The organism is Pseudoalteromonas sp. A22 (assembly GCF_018141345.1).
Lineage (GTDB): Bacteria > Pseudomonadota > Gammaproteobacteria > Enterobacterales > Alteromonadaceae > Pseudoalteromonas > Pseudoalteromonas maricaloris.
On sequence record NZ_CP047238.1, the window covers coordinates 3,092,828 to 3,112,694 of the forward strand.

At 43.0% G+C, this 19,867-nt stretch carries 20 protein-coding genes; 8 read left to right on the forward strand and 12 right to left on the reverse strand.

What is annotated here, in order from left to right; translation table 11 throughout:
- Nucleotides 1-93: 93 nt before the first annotated feature.
- From GSF04_RS18825 to GSF04_RS18870, 10 genes are all read right to left on the reverse strand, one after another.
- Nucleotides 94-1,125, reverse strand: a complete 1,032-nt coding sequence (locus GSF04_RS18825; RefSeq protein WP_211858366.1) for an FAD:protein FMN transferase — start codon at nt 1,123-1,125, stop codon at nt 94-96.
- Between the two features lie 108 nt (nt 1,126-1,233).
- Nucleotides 1,234-2,460, reverse strand: a complete 1,227-nt coding sequence (gene nqrF / locus GSF04_RS18830) for an NADH:ubiquinone reductase (Na(+)-transporting) subunit F (RefSeq protein WP_211858375.1) — start codon at nt 2,458-2,460, stop codon at nt 1,234-1,236.
- Nucleotides 2,461-2,480: 20 nt separating this feature from the next.
- The gene (gene nqrE, locus GSF04_RS18835) at nt 2,481-3,089 is read right to left on the reverse strand and encodes an NADH:ubiquinone reductase (Na(+)-transporting) subunit E (RefSeq protein ID WP_045987684.1); all 609 of its coding nucleotides are present in this window, start codon (nt 3,087-3,089) and stop codon (nt 2,481-2,483) included.
- A gap of 10 nt (nt 3,090-3,099) precedes the next feature.
- Complete coding sequence (locus tag GSF04_RS18840; RefSeq protein WP_010606099.1) at nt 3,100-3,732, reverse strand: NADH:ubiquinone reductase (Na(+)-transporting) subunit D; 633 nt, start codon at nt 3,730-3,732, stop codon at nt 3,100-3,102.
- The gene (locus GSF04_RS18845) at nt 3,732-4,481 is read right to left on the reverse strand and encodes a Na(+)-translocating NADH-quinone reductase subunit C (RefSeq protein WP_010606098.1); all 750 of its coding nucleotides are present in this window, start codon (nt 4,479-4,481) and stop codon (nt 3,732-3,734) included. Before GSF04_RS18845 ends, GSF04_RS18840 begins: the two co-directional genes overlap by 1 nt.
- A complete protein-coding gene (locus GSF04_RS18850; RefSeq protein WP_010606097.1) occupies nt 4,471-5,673 on the reverse strand; it encodes an NADH:ubiquinone reductase (Na(+)-transporting) subunit B in 1,203 nt (400 codons plus the stop codon). Before GSF04_RS18850 ends, GSF04_RS18845 begins: the two co-directional genes overlap by 11 nt.
- Before the next feature lie 2 nt (nt 5,674-5,675).
- Nucleotides 5,676-7,019, reverse strand: a complete 1,344-nt coding sequence (locus tag GSF04_RS18855; RefSeq protein ID WP_130163544.1) for a Na(+)-translocating NADH-quinone reductase subunit A — start codon at nt 7,017-7,019, stop codon at nt 5,676-5,678.
- 442 nt (nt 7,020-7,461) lie between these two features.
- Nucleotides 7,462-8,652 carry an enoyl-ACP reductase FabV gene (gene fabV, locus GSF04_RS18860; protein WP_017216398.1) on the reverse strand — a complete coding sequence of 397 codons (1,191 nt, stop codon included), beginning with the start codon at nt 8,650-8,652 and terminating at the stop codon, nt 7,462-7,464.
- Between the two features lie 105 nt (nt 8,653-8,757).
- Nucleotides 8,758-9,072 carry a BolA family protein gene (locus GSF04_RS18865; RefSeq protein WP_039493750.1) on the reverse strand — a complete coding sequence of 105 codons (315 nt, stop codon included), beginning with the start codon at nt 9,070-9,072 and terminating at the stop codon, nt 8,758-8,760.
- 45 nt (nt 9,073-9,117) lie between these two features.
- Nucleotides 9,118-9,711 (reverse strand): alpha-ketoglutarate-dependent dioxygenase AlkB, encoded by a 594-nt coding sequence (locus GSF04_RS18870; RefSeq protein ID WP_039493751.1) that lies wholly within the window; start codon nt 9,709-9,711, stop codon nt 9,118-9,120.
- Between the two features lie 38 nt (nt 9,712-9,749).
- On the opposite strand from GSF04_RS18870, the gene GSF04_RS18875 reads away from it, so the two are divergent.
- Genes GSF04_RS18875 through GSF04_RS18890 form a run of 4 tightly spaced genes read left to right on the forward strand, consistent with a single transcriptional unit; the run spans nt 9,750 to nt 13,454 of the window.
- Complete coding sequence (locus GSF04_RS18875) at nt 9,750-10,880, forward strand: methyltransferase (protein ID WP_039493752.1); 1,131 nt, start codon at nt 9,750-9,752, stop codon at nt 10,878-10,880.
- A 4-nt stretch (nt 10,881-10,884) separates the two neighbouring features.
- Nucleotides 10,885-11,442 carry a YajG family lipoprotein gene (locus GSF04_RS18880; RefSeq protein WP_211858376.1) on the forward strand — a complete coding sequence of 186 codons (558 nt, stop codon included), beginning with the start codon at nt 10,885-10,887 and terminating at the stop codon, nt 11,440-11,442.
- Nucleotides 11,442-12,059, forward strand: coding sequence for a peptidylprolyl isomerase (locus GSF04_RS18885; protein ID WP_010606092.1), 618 nt, complete (start codon nt 11,442-11,444; stop codon nt 12,057-12,059). The genes GSF04_RS18880 and GSF04_RS18885 overlap by 1 nt, the downstream gene beginning before the upstream one ends.
- 9 nt (nt 12,060-12,068) lie before the next feature.
- A complete protein-coding gene (locus tag GSF04_RS18890; RefSeq protein ID WP_211858377.1) occupies nt 12,069-13,454 on the forward strand; it encodes an MFS transporter in 1,386 nt (461 codons plus the stop codon).
- 44 nt (nt 13,455-13,498) lie between these two features.
- On the opposite strand, the gene GSF04_RS18895 is transcribed toward GSF04_RS18890, so the two are convergent.
- Together GSF04_RS18895 and erpA are read right to left on the reverse strand one after the other, a co-directional pair.
- A complete protein-coding gene (locus GSF04_RS18895) occupies nt 13,499-13,741 on the reverse strand; it encodes a helix-turn-helix transcriptional regulator (RefSeq protein WP_017216404.1) in 243 nt (80 codons plus the stop codon).
- Nucleotides 13,742-14,478: 737 nt separating this feature from the next.
- The gene (gene erpA, locus GSF04_RS18900; RefSeq protein WP_010372235.1) at nt 14,479-14,817 is read right to left on the reverse strand and encodes an iron-sulfur cluster insertion protein ErpA; all 339 of its coding nucleotides are present in this window, start codon (nt 14,815-14,817) and stop codon (nt 14,479-14,481) included.
- Nucleotides 14,818-15,144: 327 nt separating this feature from the next.
- Here erpA and GSF04_RS18905 point away from each other — a divergent pair, with 327 nt between their 5' ends.
- The 4 genes from GSF04_RS18905 to hemL all read left to right on the forward strand — a co-directional run bounded on the left by GSF04_RS18905 (nt 15,145) and on the right by hemL (nt 19,716).
- Nucleotides 15,145-16,827, forward strand: a complete 1,683-nt coding sequence (locus tag GSF04_RS18905; RefSeq protein WP_010372240.1) for a chloride channel protein — start codon at nt 15,145-15,147, stop codon at nt 16,825-16,827.
- Between the two features lie 20 nt (nt 16,828-16,847).
- Nucleotides 16,848-17,282 (forward strand): CopD family protein, encoded by a 435-nt coding sequence (locus tag GSF04_RS18910; RefSeq protein WP_095729554.1) that lies wholly within the window; start codon nt 16,848-16,850, stop codon nt 17,280-17,282.
- Nucleotides 17,283-17,406: 124 nt separating this feature from the next.
- Nucleotides 17,407-18,423 carry an aspartate carbamoyltransferase gene (locus tag GSF04_RS18915; protein ID WP_211858378.1) on the forward strand — a complete coding sequence of 339 codons (1,017 nt, stop codon included), beginning with the start codon at nt 17,407-17,409 and terminating at the stop codon, nt 18,421-18,423.
- A 12-nt stretch (nt 18,424-18,435) separates the two neighbouring features.
- On the forward strand, nt 18,436-19,716 hold the full coding sequence (gene hemL / locus GSF04_RS18920) for a glutamate-1-semialdehyde 2,1-aminomutase (RefSeq protein WP_211858379.1): 1,281 nt from the start codon (nt 18,436-18,438) through the stop codon (nt 19,714-19,716).
- Nucleotides 19,717-19,867: the final 151 nt, after the last annotated feature.

The window sequence follows — 19,867 nt, forward strand, 5'->3', positions numbered from 1 at the left end:
CCCCTTTTATTGCTACATTGAATTGAGTGACGACGCGCAAATTATACGCTTTCATGGCGTCACTCACAATTAAATTATGGGGTGTTGTACAGCTTAATTCAAGTACGGCTGAAATGCTTCACTCGCGTAACTCTTGATCCCTTCAGGACTTTTATACATCAAATACACGGGGAGTTGATGCTCGGTGGCATACGCCTTTGCACGTTCAGTGCCCATCACAGTCAATGCTGTTGCTAGGCCATCAGCCGTCATCGCAGATGGATGTAGTACCGTTACCGATACCAGCTCATGTTTAACTGGGCGACCCGTTGTAGGGTCAATAAGGTGTGTAAAGGTTTCACCGTCCATTTCGTAAAAAATACGGTAGTCTCCTGAAGTTGCAATACCATTTTTGCCGGGCTCTATCACGCGGTGAATTTGGCGTTGACCAACAGGCGCATCGGGTTTCTCGATAGCAATACGCCACTCACCATCCGGCTTCTTGCCAGAAACGCGAAGCTCGCCACCGATTTCAACCATATAGTCATGAATATCATGACTCTCAATCACCTCAGCGACCTTATCTATGCCATAACCTTTAGCGGTTGCAGAGAATGATAATTCCAGCCCCGCAACTGTTTTCGCAAGGCCACGCTCATTTAAAATAAGCTTATCGACACCGATACGAGTGCGCATATCGTCTAACTCGGCCTGTGACGGACGCATTGTTGGTCTTTTGTCAGGACCAAATCCCCACAAATCGATAAGCGGCCCCATCGTAACATCAAGCGTTTTAGTCGACTTTCCAAGGCGGATAGATTCTGCAACTACCAAGCGAAAGTCTTCACTAATAGGCATGACGGTATTTGCGGCTAAACGGTTGAACTGGTTAATCTCAGAGTCAGGGATATAGGTGGACATAGATTGATTAACAACCTTTAATGCTTGCTCTACCTCCTCATGCAACTGCGCTTGTTCGAGCGGCTTTTCGCCGGGGAATACCTTGATGTTGTAAGTCGTGCCCATGGTTTTACCAGACAGCACGATTTCCTTGGCTTCAGGTTTGGCGTCTTGGCACCCTGTTAAAAAAACGAATAAAAACGAAATAATAAAAAATCTAGATAAAAAAGCGTAACTTGCTTGCATCAGAATTCCCTGAGTTTAGTACCAACGGGTATAAAAAAACCCTCGAGCAAAGCATTTTGCTGGAGGGCTTATATTCTAACTTAAGTTCATTGTTAGACCGAAACCTAATTAACCACCGAAGTCATCAAGTAGGATGTTTTCGTCTTCAACACCTAAGTCTTTAAGCATGTTAATAACTGCCGCGTTCATCATTGGAGGACCACACATGTAGAACTCACAATCTTCAGGTGCTTCATGATCTTTCAAGTAGTTTTCATAAAGTACGTTGTGGATGAAGCCAGTGTAACCTTCCCAGTTATCCTCTGGTTGAGGATCAGAAAGTGCAACATGCCATTCGAAGTTATCATTTTCTTCTGCTAGACCGTCAAAGTCTTCCACGTAGAACATTTCACGCTTAGAACGAGCACCGTACCAGAAAGACATCTTACGCTTAGAGTTTAGACGCTTAAGCTGATCGAAAATGTGTGAACGCATTGGCGCCATACCAGCACCACCACCAACGAATACCATTTCTGCATCAGTGTCTTTCGCGAAGAATTCACCGAATGGACCAGAAATAGTCACCTTATCACCTTCTTTAAGTGACCAAATGTACGATGACATCTTACCACAAGGCAATGTTAGGTTATTTGGCGGCGGAGTTGCGATACGTACGTTTAGCATGATGATGCCAAACTCTTCTGGATAGTTAGCCATTGAGTACGCACGGATCGTTTCATCGTCAACTTTAGACTCTAGCTTAAAGAAACCAAAACGTTCCCAGTCAGCACGATATTCTTCAGGAATATCATAGTCTGCATATTTAACATGGTGAGCTGGTGCTTCAATCTGAATGTAACCACCGGCACGGAAAGGTACAACTTCACCTTCAGGGATGCCTAGTTTTAGCTCCTTGATGAAAGTTGCTTTGTTATCGTTAGAGATAACAGTACATTCCCACTTTTTAACACCGAAGATTGATTCTTCAACTTCGATTTCCATGTCGTTTTTAACATTAACCTGACACGCTAGACGACAGCCTTCACGTGCTTCACCTTTAGAGATGTGGTCAAGTTCGGTTGGTAGAATATCACCACCACCCTCTTTAATATGTACGCGACACTGACCACATGAGCCACCGCCACCACATGCAGACGATACGAAAATACCCGCGTTTGCAAGTGCACCTAGTAGCTTACCGCCAGCAGGAGTCTTGATCGCTTTTTCAGGATCGCCGTTAATATCAATTGTAACGTCACCGCTTGCTACAAGCTTCGATTTCGCTGCAATGATGATAAGCACTAGCATCACAACGATAGCGATGAACATGCTTACGCCTAATACAATAGTTTCCATCGTATAGTTTCCTCGCTACCTTACAGTGAAATACCAGAGAATGACATGAAGCCAAAGCCCATTAGACCTACAGTAACAAAGGTAATACCTAAGCCACGTAAACCATCAGGAACGTCTGCATACTTCATCTTCTCACGAATACCTGCTAACAATACGATAGCAAGTGCCCAGCCCACACCTGAACCTAGACCATAAACTACAGATTCACCGAAGTTTAAGTTACGCTCAACCATGAATGATACCGCACCGAAAATCGCACAGTTAACTGTGATTAGCGGTAGGAAGATACCAAGTGCGTTATATAGCGCAGGGAAGAACTTATCTAACGTCATTTCTAGAATTTGAACTAGCGCTGCGATTACACCGATAAACGTCAAGAAGCGTAGGAAGCTAAGGTCTACTTCTGCAAAACCTAGCCACTCTAATGCACCCGGCGCTAGCACTGCGTGATAAACTAAGTTGTTCACTGGTACAGAGATACCAAGTACTACAACTACCGCAATACCTAGACCTAGCGACGTTGTTACTTTCTTAGATACCGCCAAGAAAGTACACATACCTAAGAAGAAAGATAAAGCTAAGTTTTCAATGAAAACCGCTTTAACGAATAAACTAATATACTGTTCCATCTCTCTCCCCTTATGCCTTCGCTTCTACTTGCTCTTTCTTCCAAGTACGAAGTACCCAAATGAAAGAACCAACAATAAAGAACGAGCTGAATGGCATAACTAGTAGACCCATAGGCTGATACCAACCACCTTCAGAAATAAGTGGAAGGATTTCAACGCCAAACAATGTACCTGCACCAAATAGTTCACGGATAAAGCCAACTGTTAGAAGTACAACAGAGTAACCTAAGCCGTTACCAATACCGTCAAGGAATGACATTGTTGGTGGCGACTTCATTGCGTATGCTTCTGCACGACCCATTACGATACAGTTAGTAATGATAAGGCCAATGAACGTTGATAGTTCTTTTGCTGTTGAGTAAACAACGGCTTGAAGCACTTGGTCTACAACGATTACTAAAGATGCAATAATCGTCATTTGGACAATGATACGCACACTTGAAGGAATGTGATTACGGATCATTGAGATAAATAAACTTGAAAACGCAGTAACCAATGTCAACGCGATTGACATGATAAGTGCATTTTTAAGGCTTGATGTTACCGCTAATGCAGAACAGATACCCAACACTTGTAGTGCAATCGGGTTGTTCGCAAAAACAGGACCAAACAAGACTTCCTTCATTTCTTTTGCATTAGCCATTAGTTCAATGCTCCTTTACGTACTTTCGCAAGGAATGGACCAAACGCTTTGTCGCTTGTCCAAAAATCAACTGTGTGATCAACACCATTAGAAGTAAGTGTCGCACCAGATAGACCATCTACCTTGTGTTCGTTACCGCCAGCACTACCTTTAACTACGTCGATAGGAAGCTCTTTACCATCCCAAAGTGCAGTCCACTTAGGATTTTGGATTTCACCACCAAGACCTGGAGTTTCGCTGTGCTTATAAAAGTTGATTGACTTAATCGTCTCACCATCAGCTTCTAGCGCAAGGAAGCCATACATCACACCCCAAAGGCCGTAACCTTGAATTGGTAGAATGATAGTAGACACTTTACCTTGGTCATCTTTTGCGAAATAAACTGGAGAGTTATTCGTGATACGTTGAATACCCGCTTTGTCTTCTGCTTTTGAAAGTTTGTAACTACGTTTGGCATCAAACTTAGTCGCTTCAAAGTCAAAAGATTCCGCTTTAACGTCTTCTACAAACTCACCTGTTTTAAGACTAACAACACGTGATTCGATATTTTGGTTAAAAACTTCAGACACGTTTTTAACTTTATCGTAGCCAGCAACGGCTAAAATGTTACGTTGAATATCTTCGTTTTTGTTTGCTTGCTGCATAGGGCGAAGCTGAACCGAAGCAAAAGATACTACGATTGCACACACTAAACATAAGCCAACAACTACGCCGAGCGTTTTGCCCATTGATTCATTCTTAGTTGACACGTGCCAATCTCCTCTTCACATTAGACTGCACTACGAAGTGGTCGAATAGTGGAGCAAAAAGGTTAGCGAATAGGATTGCCAACATCATGCCCTCTGGATATGCCGGGTTAACAACACGGATAAGCACAACCATTACACCGATTAGCGCACCGTATAACCACTTACCTTTGTCTGTGAAAGACGCAGATACAGGGTCTGTTGCCATAAAGAACATACCAAATGCGAAACCACCAAGTACTAAGTGCCAATGCCAAGGCATTGCAAACGCAGCATTAGTTTCAGAACCGATTGCATTTAGAACAAATGACATCACAACCATACCGATGAATGTGCCCAGTACAATGCGCCATGATGCAATACGAACATAAATGAGGAACAAACCACCCAATAAAATAGCTAAGGTCGACGTTTCACCAACAGAACCTTGGATAAAGCCATAAAACGCATTAAACCAAAGGTCCATATTGCTGTAATCTAAAGCGCCTGCGCTAGCTTGACCTAGATAAGTTGCACCAGAGAATGAGTCAACAGCAGTCCACACTGTGTCACCAGAGATATCAGCTGGGTATGCGAAGAATAAGAACGCACGACCTGCAAGCGCTGGGTTTAAGAAGTTACGACCTGTACCACCGAAGATCTCTTTCGCAACAACTACACCGAACGTAATACCTAAAGCAGCTTGCCATAACGGAATTGTCGCAGGCAGGATAAGCGCAAATAGAACCGAGGTTACAAAGAAGCCTTCGTTTACTTCGTGCTTACGAACTGACGCGAATAACACTTCCCAGAAGCCACCAACCGCAAACACGGTTGCATAGATAGGCAAGAAGAAGCACGCACCGTAGAACGTTTTGGCGCCCCACCCGGCATCAGCGGTTAATTCACCACCAAGTGCTTGGAAGATAGCTACCTGCCAAGTATTAGCAAGCTCAAAACCGTTACCTAGTGCAAGCGCAGCTTGGTGACCGATGTTGAACATACCAAAGAACATTGCAGGGAACGTCGCCATCCACACTAAAATCATAATACGTTTTAGGTCGATGTTATCGCGAACGTGCGTTGCACCTTTATTTACATAACCTGGAGTATAGAAGATAGTTGCTACGGCTTCGTAAAGCGCGTACCACTTCTCGTGTTTACCACCAGGTTCAAAGTGAGGTTCAATGTCTTCTAAAAATTTCTTTAAGGCCATTTTTAACCTTCCTTCTCGATAGTAGTCAGGCAATCGCGCAGGATTGAACCGTACTCATATTTGCCCGGACATACGTATGTACATAGTGCTAAATCTTCTTCATCTAGCTCTAGTGCACCCAACGAAATCGCAGAATCTAGATCACGTGAAATAAGATCACGTAATAATAGCGTTGGCAAAATATCGAGTGGCATAACACGCTCATAGTTACCGATTGGTACCATCGCACGCTTAGAACCACCAGTAGACGTTGTCATCTTGAACAAACGGCTAGGTGCTAAGTGTGAAATGAATGTACGTGTTACTGAGAATTTGTCACTACCCGGAGCGATCCAGCCAAATAGCTCTTTCTCGCGACCTTCAAGTAAAACTGATACTTGAGTATGGTAACGACCAAGGTAAGCGTGAGGGCCAGTTGCTGTTTTACCAGCTAACACAGAGCCAGAAATGACTCGGTTATCACCGTCTTCAAGCTCGCCTGCAACTAAATCTGTTAGCGACGCACCGACATGAGTTTTTACTAAGCGAGGGTTCTTAACTCGAGGACCTGCTAGAGCAATAACTCTGTCTGAGTAGATTTCACCTGTCAGGAACAACTTACCAAACGCGATGACATCTTGGTAACCAATGTGCCAAACTTGCTTGTTTGTACCTACAGAATCTAGGAAGTGAATGTGAGTACCCACGTTACCTGCTGGGTGCACACCTGCAAACTCATGAACTTCTACTTGTGAGATAGAAGAACTAGGTACGTTAGCACCCGCTTTCTTACACACAAATACTTTGCCTTCAGTCAAACGAGATACAACCGCTAGACCCGCTTCAAACGCTTCCACGTTTTCTGCGATGATAACAGCAGGATCTGCTGCTAACGGATTAGTATCTGTTGCTGTCACAAAGATTGAGCTAGGTGTTGCACTCGGCACAGCGACACGGCTGAATGGACGTGCACGAAGCGCTGGCCATTGACCAGACTCGATTAGCACTTCCTTCACTTTTTCAGAGTCTAAGTTGCTTAAATCAGCAGCTGAAAACTTCTCGAAAGTGATTTGCTCGTCGCCTTGAACTTCGATCACAACGGATTGAAGTACACGCTTAGCACCACGGTTAATTTCTTTAACTACACCAGAAGCTGGCGCAGTAAACTTGACGCCTGGGTTCTTTTTATCTTCAAAAAGAACTTGGCCTTTTTTGACTTGGTCATCCACACGAATATGCATGGTAGGACGCATACCGATGAATTCTTCACCTAGCACAGCTACTCGTTTGACAGCAGAACCATCATGAATAACTTGCTGAGGTGCGCCCTCTATTGGTAAGTCCAGACCTTTTTTTATGTTGATCATACGCACTTGCATTACATTAACGGAAAGAAACTGAAAATATCTTTAGTCACCACAGCGCCACCTCGTTTGTACTAAGTATTAGGTATAAAGAGCAGAAAGTTATGAGTCCGGATAGGGTTCCCAAACAAGCCCCTTTAAAATACCTCTCAACGCGCACAAAAAAGCAGCGTCGTGATAAAAGTCCTCACATATTTCTCTGATTTTAACATTAATCGTACTGAGTATGCGAGTGGAATTATGAAATTAATACGACTTTAACGTGGATTTAGATTAGTTGAAAAATCCATCACTGGAAGGAGTATAGACCAAAGTTGCATAGATAAAATTTTTCTTACCCTAATCTGCAAAATAAGTAAAAATTCACGGTCAAACAAAAACGGGCAAAGTACCAAGTAGCACTTTGCCCGCAAAATCAAAAACAGTGAGATAAAAAACCGTGAAATTAAACGAGGTGACTAATTTCTACCGTTGCATCCACATCAGCTTCGTAATCTACGCCGTCAACCCCAAAGCCGAATAGCTTCAAGAATTCGTTGTGATAACCAACATAATCCGTCAATTCATCAATTGTATCGGTATCAACAGTATCCCAAATAGTTTGTACACGAGCTTGAACGCCGTCTTCTAGTTCCTTATAGTTTTGGAACAAGTGACCGCCATCATCAAAGCGTGGCGATTGACCATATAGATTTTCAGTAAACAATCCATGAATTTGCTCGATTGTCCCTTCATATGTACCATCACCTTTCATCACTTTAAATAGTGCAGAGATATAAAGAGGCATAATTGGAATAGCAGAGCTTGCCTGCGTTACTACTGCATTCAGTGAAGACACATAAGCTTCGCCATTAATATCAGCAGTGGTTTCGCGAATTGCCAGCGTCGCACGGTCCAAGTCTTCTTTTGCTTTACCAATCGTTGCGTGGCCGTATATTGGCCAAGTCAACTCTTTACCGATATAAGTGTATGCCGTTGTTTTGAAACCATCAGCCAGTACATCTGCTTGCTTAAGCGCATCAATCCAAAGTTCCCAGTCTTCACCACCCATCACTTTAACCGTATTGGCGATTTCGTCTTCGTTAGCAGCTTCAACTGTCATTTCATCAATAACGCGTTTAGAAGTATTTAGGTTTTTAGTTGTGATAGCTGAGCCAATTGGCTTAAGTGTTGAAGAATAAACTTCATCAGATTTAGGGTCTTTACGACGAGGAGACGCAAGGCTATATACCACTAAATCTACTTTACCCAGTTCAGCTTTGATGGTGTCGATGGTTTTTTGCTTCAACTCATCAGAAAACGCATCGCCATTGATATTTTTAGACCACAAACCCGCTTCTTCTGCAGCTTGCTGGAAAGCAGCCGTATTATACCAACCCGCTGATGCTGTTTTCTTCTCTGAGCCTTCTTTTTCAAAGAAGATACCTAGCGTTTTCGCACCGGCACCAAATGCAGCCGTGATACGCGATGCCAAGCCATAACCTGTCGATGCACCAATTACTAATACATTCTTGGGACCATTTTCGATTTGGCCTTGTTGTTTTACGTATTCAATCTGTTCTTGAACGTGTGCAGCACAGCCTACCGGATGCGCATTCGTACAAATAAATCCGCGAATTTTTGGTTTGATGACCATAAGAGATCCTATCCATTGATTTGATACAAAATAAAAGTGAGATTGGTCTCACTTTATTAAAATTACTGCGTAGTGTACTGGCAGATATGTAAAACACACATCTGATCAGCTATCGAACTTAGAACCACCCAAGCATTTTGGTGACTCTGGCGTTTGACCTTCTTTGTCTGAAAACTCTTCTGGTGTATAGGCATGAATGGCCAAAGCGTGAATATGGTTTTGTAATTCATCTTTTAGCACTTCATTGATCTTTCGGTGACGTTGCAGCAGCCTCTGGCCGACAAATTGTTCGCTTACAACAATGACTTTAAAGTGAGACTCTTCGCCACGGCTGTGCATATGGCTTTCATTGATAACGTTCAGATGCTTGCACGCAACGGCTTCAGCTATTTTGTCATAAATCTGTGATTGCATTGACATTATACTTTGTCTCCTAGAGCAATTCGTGACGCTACTATACGCCGTTCAGCGCGTATTTCCAACACTTCGAAAGGTGAGATTAATACGCCCCTGAGTCACCTTGGCCTGCTTTGGCAAAGCATGTTGATAGTCGCGCTGACTATCACCTTGCATTACCAATAAGCTGCCCGTTTCCAATAAAATGTCGGTTACAGAGAGGCTTACTTTGTGGCGTATTTTAAATTTGCGGGTCGCGCCAAGCGACAGTGAAGCAATTATGGGCGTCAAACCGAGTTCGGGTTCATCATCACTGTGCCAGCCCATACTGTCTTGACCATTACGATAATAATTGGCCAATACCGCATTAAAAGGAATATTAAATCTGCGTTCTAGCGTTTGTCTGATCCCAAGCAATACCGAAGGCCAAGGAGCATTTTCGAGTCGCTTTCCCGAATAACTATAATGCACGTCTGGGTCGGCAATAAAGCGTTCAAGTCGAGGCGTTTGATGGGTCTTACCAAATAAGGTGATGGTATTTTGCTGCCACGCAAGACTATTCAGTAGTACATTATATAGCGCTAGACTTTTGTCGAAGCTAATAGCCTGTGCTTGATAGCTAAAACCGCTCGGCAAGTTCCGTGCTTTGTCTACTGCTCTCATGTTAAACTACCCGCTGCTTTTATTTATAGAACATTCACATGACGACTGATGCAATTCTAGCCGGAAACCCTTTTACGCTACATAGGTTTCCACTCGATCAAAAAAATCGCAGCTTACAAGCTTGGGATTCAGCCGACGAATACCTGTTAGATTATGTCTTTGAACATCACCGCGATGCAAACCGTATTCTCATTCTCAACGATAGTTTTGGCGCATTATGCTGTGCACTTGCTGACAAGCACTGCACAGTAGTCACCGACTCTTATGTAAGTACCCTCGCCTATGAGTATAATTTAGAGGCCAACGAACTTGCGGACGCTCAGGTTGATGTACTCACTAGCATGGATGAGCTACCAAAAGATATCGATCTGATATTAATAAAAATTCCCAAAAATTCAGGGCTATTACAAGCGCAGCTTGCACGGTTAAGTAAACTGACTACGGACATTCCCGTAATTGCGGCTGGCAAAGCAAAAGAAATTCACACTTCAACTTTAAAAAGCTTTAGCCACTTTTTGACAGAGCCAACTACTAGCTTAGCGGTAAAAAAATCGCGCTTAGTGTTCAGCAAGACGTCAGCCAAAGCCATTGATAGTAAATTCCCTGTGTCTTGGCCGCTGGAAAAAACCGATTTTATCTTGTCGAATGAAGCAAATGTCTTCTCACGAGACTCTCTTGATATTGGCGCACGTTTTTTTATCAATTACCTTCCTATGGGTAAAAAACCATTGAAGGTCATTGATCTCGGCTGTGGTAATGGTGTCATCGGATTGATGACGCTCGCAAAAATGCCAAATGCCACCGTCACCTTTATCGACGAGTCCGCGATGGCGGTGCATAGCGCGGAGCAAAATATCGTGAATAACCTACCCGAGCGTGTTGCTGATTGTCAGTTCGTTCAAAACGACTGCCTTACGGGTTTTGAAAATTACGGTGCGGATCTGATACTGTGTAACCCACCATTCCATCAGGCCAACGCAATCACCGATCACATTGCTTGGCAGATGTTTTTACAAGCTAAGGCTGCGCTTCGCCAAGGGGGAGAGTTAAGAATTATCGGTAACCGCCACTTGGAATACGACGACAAACTCAAGCGTTTGTTCGGTAACAGCAAGACACTAGGCAACAACAAAAAATTCACGGTTTTAAGTGCAATAAAGAGGAGCTAACTTCATGCGTTTTTCATTGCTGATTATTTTGCTAACCTTGATACTCGTGGGCTGTGAAAGCTCACCACGCAGTGTCATTCTTCATCCGGAGTATCAAGGACCTTCGTCAAACGCGCTTGCCGCCAATGTGGCGGTCAAAGTAAATGACCTGCGGACTACAAAATACACCATTCGCGTGAAAAACCAAGAACCCGCACTTTACGTACCTGATGCTAATTTACCGGTTAACTTCTATCAGGTATTGACGCAAGCACTCACTGCACATGGCGCGCAAATAACACCGGTTGCAGCAACGCAAGTCACTGTGGATATCAATCGCTTTAAAGCCATTATTGAAGAGTCTTTCTCGACTCACCAAAGTGATGCTGAAGCTGACGTCACCGTACTAATAAAGCAAGGCGCTCGCAGTTTCGAAAAACAATATAAAGGTAGTGCTAATTTAAATGGCCCACTAAAACACGACCAAGCCAAAATCGAAGAGCAGCTCAACAATCTAGCTCAACAGGTTGTGACTCGAATCGTTCAAGATCCTGAATTTATTCAATTTGTGAGAGGAAGTTAATGAAAAAAATAATTCTAAGCTTAACCATCCTATTATTAAGTATGAATGTATTTGCCGAAATGAACGGTAAATTCGTACAAAAGAATAATCTATTCCCTCGAGTTCAAATCAATACCAGTAAAGGGCCGATTATTGTCGAACTAGACAGATCGAGAGCGCCAATTACAGTAAATAACTTTTTAACTTACGTTATCAACAAAGACTATAACGGCTCTGTCTTTCATCGAGTTGAGCGTGATGAAGCCAACGAAAAAGACTTTGTTATCCAAGGTGGAGGTTACGACAAAGAGTACGATGGTATGTTTGAGCGCGAAGCTATCTTCAATGAAAGCGGTAATGGTTTGAAAAATGATATGTATACCATTGCCATGGCCTACCAAGACAACAAACCACACTCAGGTACCAGACAGTTTTTCTTTAATATGGATGACAACGATCACTTGAACCCAGGTAGAGGCTGGGGTTTTGCCGTGTTCGGGAATGTGTCTGAAGGCTATGAAACACTGGACGCGATTATGAAGGTGGAAACCGGCTACAATGAAAAGCTTGGCTATACCTTTATACCTAAAGAGCCCGTCATTATTCTTTCAGTCGAAGTATTAAAGCAGCCAGAGTAATACCCTTTTATGTTGATATCATCTAGCTTTTCACAATATCTTGGTTATTACAAAGACAAACGTCTATTAACTGTCTTTGCTTTTGGAATAAGTAGCGGCTTTCCTTGGGTATTGATTGGTTCGGTGATGTCAGCTTGGCTTAAAGATGAAGGGTTAAGCCGGAGCACCATTGGCCTATTTGGCCTAGTATATGGCGCCTATACTATCAACTTTTTGTGGTCCCCACTCGTTGACCGAGTAAAAATCCCTCTACTGTATAATCGCTTAGGGCAAAGACGAAGCTGGATAGCAAGTTGCCAGTTTATTATTATTGTTGCCACCTTTGCATTAGCCACTATTTCAATTAAAGACCACCTTTCGCATGCTGCATTATTGTGCTTTATTATTGCGTTATTTTCAGCTACACAAGATATTGCAATAGATGCTTATCGCATCGACATTTTACCAGAAGATGAAAGTGAAAAGGCAACGGCAGCGGCAGCGATGGCGACTTCAGGTTGGTGGTCTGGCTATGCCTTACTTGGTGCAATTCCGTTCTTTATGGCCGATTTACCCGGCTTTAGTTGGCCCATTATCTATCAGATGCTAAGCGTCATCGTAGTGTGTTTGTTAGTGGTCACTTTGTTGGCAAAAGAGCCAAAATCTCATCGCGAGCAAGTACAGGAACTACTACAGAAGAGTTACGAGCAAAAACTTAACCACAGCGCTTCATCAAGTGCTTCTAAAAAGATCTATGCCTGGCTTGCTGTGACTCTGGTTGAGCCCTTTAAGCGATTTTTTGAAAAAAATGGGGTTAAAACGGCATGTGCCCTACTCGCCTTTATTTTCCTATTTAAGATAGGAGAGGCCTTTTTAGCCCGTATGTCCATCGTATTTTATAAAGAAGTGGGTTTTACAAACACCCAAATTGGGCAATATTCAAAGCTTGGTACCGGTGTGATCACTATCGTATTTGCTTTTCTTGGCAGTATCTTTAACCATAAATACGGTATCGTGAAAGGCTTATTTATTAGTGGTGTTGCTATGGCAGCATCAAATTTAATGTTTTCTTGGATTGCCATAGCAGGCCCTCAAGAACATCTGTACGCACTAGCAATTGTGGTGGACGGCTTTACCCAAGCTTGGTCATTGGTAGCGATGGTGGCGTTTATTTCTATGCTCTGTGATAGAGCGTTTAGCGCAACCCACTATGCCTTACTTGCATCACTTGGTAGCTTAGGCCGTACCGTGCTATCAGGCTATAGTGGTTTTGTGATAGATGATTTGCTTGGAGGTAATTGGGCACTCTTCTTCGCGCTAACTGCGCTTATGGTGCTTCCGTCATTATTGTTTTTATATTTAATTCGGCACAAGCTTTATGCTATTGAAAAGGCATATCATGCTAACAAAAGCTAGAGGTGCAGGTCCTTGCACCTTTTACGTTCTTGCTAACTAAACGCTTATTGATCTTCTTTGATTAGCTGTAAGCCTTCATAAGGATCAACTTCTAACGCTTCGCAGTAACGTAAAAACTCAATGACATCCAATCGACGCTCTTGGTTTTCAATTTTACCGATGAATGAATGAGGCGTACCTAACACTTGCGCAAGACTACGCATTGTGTGACCTTTCTCGTGGCGCTTTGATTTTAGCCACTTCGTTAGCTTGCCGTTTTCTTCAGAAGAAACCGTTTTACCCATCATAATTAAACATCTCCTACTAGATGAAAGACTAAATTATCTAAATGAAATATGCCCGTCTCATTTAGTTATTATCTAAATATTACAGTTGTAGCTTATCGAGGAACTCTACAATGCAAAATGTTAAGCCTGTATGAACTCAGCATTTTTGCCTTTAGAACTCGATCAAGCTTACAGTTTACCCTGAATGCGGTACAACTTACCAGCTAGCTGCGATAAGTTATGCCAAACCAGTAACACGTAGACAAAATGTTAACTTGTCCCTATGTACCCAATTAGGTATAGACTAAAACACGAGTAACACCTAATTAATTTTTTACTTTTTCTTAATTCATTAAGGGTTGTAATATCCAGTAACACTTTAACAAATTTTTTAAAAAATGTACCAGTATTTGAAATAAATTATTTTTCTTTAAAAAATAAAAACTTACAGCTAACATTTACTGAGTGGTTAAAAAAGAGGCTATTACTAGATGATTCGATTACTGTTTTTACTGCCAATTCTATTGTGCTTAGGCTGGATTTACTTCCTTCGTTCTAACGGCGTGCCGCTTAAGCAAGGGAAAAAAGGCTTTATCTACATCTTAGTATTTTCATCTTTTGTTTTGGGCTTTTTTGTCTTAATGATGTATTTAACAGGGAGTTTGTGACGAATAAAGCAAATTGAGTTGTGATGGGCAGAAACAAAAAGAGCCATGACAAACGCATGACTCTTTAGAGAAACGTAGTGCGAATAATGTCTAGACGCTGAAACTTGCACCACAGCCACAAGTGGTTGTTGCATTGGGGTTGTTCACAAAGAAACGTGCACCCTCAAGTCCTTCAGTATAATCTACGATTCCGTCTATTAGATACTGAATACTCATTGGGTCGACAACCATAGTGACACCGTTTTTTACGATTTCCAAATCACCCGGATTTACTTTTTCATCGAAAGTGAAACCATATTGAAAGCCTGAGCAACCGCCACCCGTTACATACACGCGTAGCTTAAGATTGGCATTCTCTTCTTCTTCAATAAGTTCCTTTACGCGGCTTGCGGCAGCGTCAGAAAACTGAATTGGTAATTGTTCAGACATAGATTTAGACCCCTAATCCTGTAATCTGCAAATTATCTAATACCTGAGTATTTTAATCAAGTATAGCGTTTGTACCAATTATCTTTGATAAATGATCCATTTTTGGAACAAAGAACTCGTTGTTCACCTGTCAAAACGGTTCTATTTATTTTTTGTCATTGAGAGATTTTTAACTCTGCACCTAACCTGCTATTGAATGTATATTGGTATCTATAATGCTTAACCAAAGAAAGTAAGACTATTGCCTCAGTTAAGTTGCGTTAGCACAAGGACTTAGTGTAAAAAATTTGATATTCTTAAACGGTTTACTATTGTGGAATGACGTTCATGTCGTTGGATACATTAAGACGAAGCCTTGCAAAACCTAAAACTTCAGCGCAACTGTGCCTACTTGGTGCTGGTGCTGGCCTGCTTGCGGCGATACTTATCATTGCTTTTCGTCTTACTATTGAATTAATCCAAGGCACATTTCTCGATAAACCTGATGACTTTACCGAGCTTTCTGAGCTACATCGGCTATTTTTGCCTGTGCTTGCTGCGCTACTCATCGCGGTCTTTGCCGCCTTAACCGGGTTTAAGCATTACCGTTTGGGCATTCCATATGTGATCAACCGGATCAAACACCACTACGGTCATATGCCAATTTGGAATTCTGCTAACCAGTTTTTTGGTGGTGCCGTTGCTTTGATCAGTGGCTTTTCTGTTGGTCGAGAAGGACCATCTGTGCACATGGGGGCAACAGCAGCGAGCATTCTATCAGAGCGTTTACATCTACCACTCAATGCTGCGCGAACTTTGGCTGGTTGCGGTGTAGCTGCAGGTATTGCTGCCTCATTTAACACTCCGCTCGCGGCGGTGATATTCGTTATGGAAGTCGTGCTCAGGGAGTATAAAATCCACATTTTCGTGCCCGTGATGTTGGCTTCAGTGATCGGTGCAATGAGCACGCAATATGTGTTTGGTAATAGTTCCGAGCTGGCGCTCATTCATATCACTCCGTTGAGTTTTTGGCATTACCCTTATTTAATTATTTGTGGTGCAGCATTAGGAGCTGTTGCTTTTGCCTTCAATCAAAATCTAATGCTGATCATCAAAACTTTTAAGCCCATCAGCATGTTTCCTCGCCTTTTATTAGCGGGTTTAATTGCGGGATTAATTGGCTACGCCGTACCGGGTGCCATGGGTTCAGGTATGAGCGCTATCACCCAAGCCGTTGAATCTCCACATAACTTACAGCTACTCACCACAATATTGATTGCTAAGCTGATGGCGACTTTATTTGCGATTGGACTTGGTATTCCCGGTGGCATTATTGGTCCAGTGATTGGGCTTGGGGTCATCATGGGCACCTTGATGTCTTTCTTTGCCCAGTTTATTGAACCCAGCGTCGATGTTGCGGGAACTTATGGTGTACTCGGTATGGCAGGCTTACTTGCGGCAACTTTGCACGCCCCGCTTGCTGCACTCACAGCGGTAATGGAGCTGACTTCCAATCCAAAAATAATCGTTCCAGCTATGCTGGTGATCACCACAGCTTACGTTACGGCTTTACAGGCGTTTGGCAACCGTTCCATTTTTATTCAACAACTGGACTTTCAAGGACTGCCTTACCAAGTATCCCCCGCAAAAGAGGCATTGCAAAAAGTGGGGATTGTGGCTGAGATGGATGAGAATTTTAAACTGCTCTATTCCGATGACAAAGAGCAGATAAAGGAAACTCTATCCGCGGTTGATAGCCAAACACCGCTCATTGTTTATGATGAACAAAGCGGCTACCGCTTAGCCGAATACGATTTAAACTTAATCTCCGAGGGCAGCGTATCGGTCTCTTATATCGAGCTACAAGGACTAAGCACACAAGCGACCTTAGCAGACGCCTTTGATGTGCTAAAAGATAAACGTTCAGGCGCAGTGTATATCTACAACCAAAAGGATGAAAAACAAATACTTGGGTTATTGCGATGGGACCAAATTCGTCACATACTCACCACCAGAAACAGTTTACTCTAATCTAAAAAGTGGAATTTATAATGAGCTTATTGCTAACGTATAAAGCCTTACATATCTTTTTTATGATTGCCTGGTTTGCAGGGATTTTTTATCTGCCACGTCTCTTTGTGTACCACGCAATGACTGAAGAAAAATCTTGTAGCTCAATGCTCAAAATCATGGAGCGCCGTCTGCTCTTTTTTGTAACCCCATTTGCTATTCTCACCGCTGTGTTTGGGGTCTTAACGATTACAGAATACGGACGTGAGTGGTTTAAGCACAGTATGTGGCTACACTATAAACTGACTTTAGTGATTTTACTCTATATGTATCATGGTTATTGCTTTAAATTACTTGCCGACTTCAAACATGATCGCAATCGTAAAAGCGACAAGTTCTATCGTTTTTTCAACGAATTTCCCGTACTAATTCTATTAGCCATTGTCTTTCTTGCCGTTTTAAAACCTGCACTGTAACCGTGCATTATTGGGGGTACTTGGGTATAATATGCGCCCAAGTAACCGCCCACAATCTGCGTGTTATCTGGTTGGGTGAGCGACCTTGCAACCCGGTAGTCAATTTGTCTTTAGGAATCGCCAAATGTTCAGTTTCCAAGGTGAAAACATTCTTTCTGTCAATCAATTAGACAGAGATTCTATTGAACACATCTTCTCCATTGCCAAAAAAATGGAACCCTATGCTAAAAAGCAAAAACGTACCCAAGTACTTAATGGGGCGATTTTGGCAAATCTATTTTTTGAACCAAGCACGAGAACACGCGTAAGTTTCGGCACCGCATTTAACCTGCTGGGCGGCCTAGTCCGTGAAACCACAGGTATGCAAAGCTCAGCACTGGCAAAAGGCGAATCTTTGTATGATACCGCTCGCGTGATTTCTGCCTATGCTGACGCCGTGGCAATGCGCCACCCAGACGCAGGCTCAGTTGCCGAGTTTGCAACCGGTTCCGACGTTCCTGTTATCAACGGTGGCGATGGCCCAAATGAGCACCCGACTCAAGCACTGCTGGATCTACTGACGATTGACCGAGAGCTTAGCCGCTTTGGTACTGGAATTGACGGCATGCACATCGCCCTAGTCGGTGATTTAAAATACGGCCGCACTGTGCATTCTTTATCAAAGTTACTGAGCCACTACAAAGATATCCGCTTTACAATGGTTGCACCGGATGGCTTACAAATGCCTCAGTCTATTTTAGATGTCGTAGACAATGCCGGTCATCGTATTGAAGTCGTGTCTAAGATGGAAGGCAATTTAGCTGCCGATATCGTTTACCAGACTCGTATTCAAGAAGAGCGTTTCCCTTCTCAAGAAGAAGCAAACAAATACCGTGGTGGTTTTAGGATCAGCCAAGCGATTTATGACACTCACTGTAAACCTAGCTCAGTATTAATGCACCCGTTACCTCGCGACAGCCGTAGCGATGCAAACGAGCTAGACAACGACCTAAATAACAACGACAACCTAGCTATCTTCCGCCAAGTTCAAAATGGTGTATTGATCCGTATGGCACTTTTTGCCCTAACGCTAGGTGTTGAAAACCAAGTGGAAAAACACGAGGTAGAAGTACCTTGGTTTAGCCGCAAACGTGAAAGCTAAAAAGGATCGACAATGACAATCAGTCAAGACTTATTCAAACGCGCCCAAGACTCAATCCCTGGAGGCGTTAACTCTCCTGTTCGCGCTTTTAATGGTGTAGGTGGTACGCCACTATTTATCACTAAAGCCGAAGGCGTTCACACCTTTGATGCCGACGGTAAACAGTACATTGATTATGTGGGTTCTTGGGGCCCGATGATCTTAGGTCATAACCATCCTGAGATTAAACAAGCAGTGCTTGAAGCGGTTGAAAATGGCCTATCGTACGGCGCGCCGACGGAAACTGAAATCCTAATGGCGGAAAAAGTAAAATCGCTAGTACCATCTATTGAAAAAGTGCGTATGGTAAGCTCTGGTACAGAAGCGACCATGAGCGCTATTCGCCTTGCTCGTGGTTACACCGGCCGCGATAAGATCTTAAAGTTTGAAGGCTGTTACCACGGTCACGCTGACTCCTTGCTTGTTAAAGCAGGTTCAGGTGCACTTACCATGGGCGTGCCTAACTCCCCTGGTATTCCTGCCGACTTTGCTAAGCATACGCTAACGGTTTCATTTAATAACCTTGATGAAGTAAAAGCGATTTTTGAGCAGTACAAAGATCAAATCGCCTGTGTGATCATCGAACCTGTTGCTGGAAACATGAACTGTATTCCACCGGTAGAAGGCTTTTTAGAAGGCCTGCGCGAAGTATGTACTGACAATCAAAGTGTGCTTATCTTTGATGAAGTCATGACGGGTTTCCGTGTTGCACTTGGTGGTGCTCAACAGTACTACAACATCACCCCAGACTTAACCTGTTTAGGTAAAGTGATTGGTGGCGGTATGCCAGTGGGTGCGTTTGGCGGTAAAAAAGAAATCATGGATTACATCGCCCCAGTTGGTCCTGTTTATCAAGCGGGCACGCTATCTGGTAACCCAATTGCCATGGCTGCTGGTTTAAAAGCGCTAGAGCTACTTTCAAAAGAAGGGCTGCACGCAGAGCTTGAAGCTAAGAGTAAAGCCCTGTGTGAAGGCTTCCAAGCGGCTGCTGATGAAGCAGGTATCGCGCTTACGACTAACTACGCAGGTGGTATGTTTGGCTTCTTCTTTACTGACGCTAAGAAAGTAACCAGCTATCAACAAGCAACTGAATGCGATCTAGAGCGCTTCAAAAAGTTTTTCCACTTGATGCTAGATGAAGGCGTTTATTTAGCCCCATCTGCATTCGAAGCGGGTTTCGTGAGCACAATGCATTCTGACGAAGAAATCGCTAACACTATCAATGCTGCAAAGCGTGCATTTGCCAAGTTGTAATCACAGATTACAACCCATATTAGTTTGTATTTAAAAAGCCCGCTCAGGGCTTTTTTTGTTTTTTCAGCTACGCTTTGAATAAGCTTTTCAAAAGCTTCGGTCTATTTAACCTAGACTCAAGTTATTTAGGCGCACTTAGGTAATAACGCTG

Coding starts and splice junctions, on each gene's coding strand:
- GSF04_RS18855 (WP_130163544.1), bottom strand. CDS start 7,019: ATGATCAACATAAAAAAAGGTCTGGACTTACCAATAGAGGGCGCACCT.
- nqrE (WP_045987684.1), bottom strand. CDS start 3,089: ATGGAACAGTATATTAGTTTATTCGTTAAAGCGGTTTTCATTGAAAAC.
- GSF04_RS18910 (WP_095729554.1), top strand. CDS start 16,848: ATGAGCTTATTGCTAACGTATAAAGCCTTACATATCTTTTTTATGATT.
- GSF04_RS18850 (WP_010606097.1), bottom strand. CDS start 5,673: ATGGCCTTAAAGAAATTTTTAGAAGACATTGAACCTCACTTTGAACCT.
- GSF04_RS18890 (WP_211858377.1), top strand. CDS start 12,069: ATGTTGATATCATCTAGCTTTTCACAATATCTTGGTTATTACAAAGAC.
- nqrF (WP_211858375.1), bottom strand. CDS start 2,460: ATGGAAACTATTGTATTAGGCGTAAGCATGTTCATCGCTATCGTTGTG.
- fabV (WP_017216398.1), bottom strand. CDS start 8,652: ATGGTCATCAAACCAAAAATTCGCGGATTTATTTGTACGAATGCGCAT.
- GSF04_RS18870 (WP_039493751.1), bottom strand. CDS start 9,711: ATGAGAGCAGTAGACAAAGCACGGAACTTGCCGAGCGGTTTTAGCTAT.
- GSF04_RS18825 (WP_211858366.1), bottom strand. CDS start 1,125: ATGCAAGCAAGTTACGCTTTTTTATCTAGATTTTTTATTATTTCGTTT.
- GSF04_RS18880 (WP_211858376.1), top strand. CDS start 10,885: ATGCGTTTTTCATTGCTGATTATTTTGCTAACCTTGATACTCGTGGGC.
- GSF04_RS18905 (WP_010372240.1), top strand. CDS start 15,145: ATGTCGTTGGATACATTAAGACGAAGCCTTGCAAAACCTAAAACTTCA.
- GSF04_RS18840 (WP_010606099.1), bottom strand. CDS start 3,732: ATGGCTAATGCAAAAGAAATGAAGGAAGTCTTGTTTGGTCCTGTTTTT.
- GSF04_RS18875 (WP_039493752.1), top strand. CDS start 9,750: ATGACGACTGATGCAATTCTAGCCGGAAACCCTTTTACGCTACATAGG.
- GSF04_RS18895 (WP_017216404.1), bottom strand. CDS start 13,741: ATGATGGGTAAAACGGTTTCTTCTGAAGAAAACGGCAAGCTAACGAAG.
- erpA (WP_010372235.1), bottom strand. CDS start 14,817: ATGTCTGAACAATTACCAATTCAGTTTTCTGACGCTGCCGCAAGCCGC.
- GSF04_RS18885 (WP_010606092.1), top strand. CDS start 11,442: ATGAAAAAAATAATTCTAAGCTTAACCATCCTATTATTAAGTATGAAT.
- GSF04_RS18915 (WP_211858378.1), top strand. CDS start 17,407: ATGTTCAGTTTCCAAGGTGAAAACATTCTTTCTGTCAATCAATTAGAC.
- hemL (WP_211858379.1), top strand. CDS start 18,436: ATGACAATCAGTCAAGACTTATTCAAACGCGCCCAAGACTCAATCCCT.
- GSF04_RS18865 (WP_039493750.1), bottom strand. CDS start 9,072: ATGTCAATGCAATCACAGATTTATGACAAAATAGCTGAAGCCGTTGCG.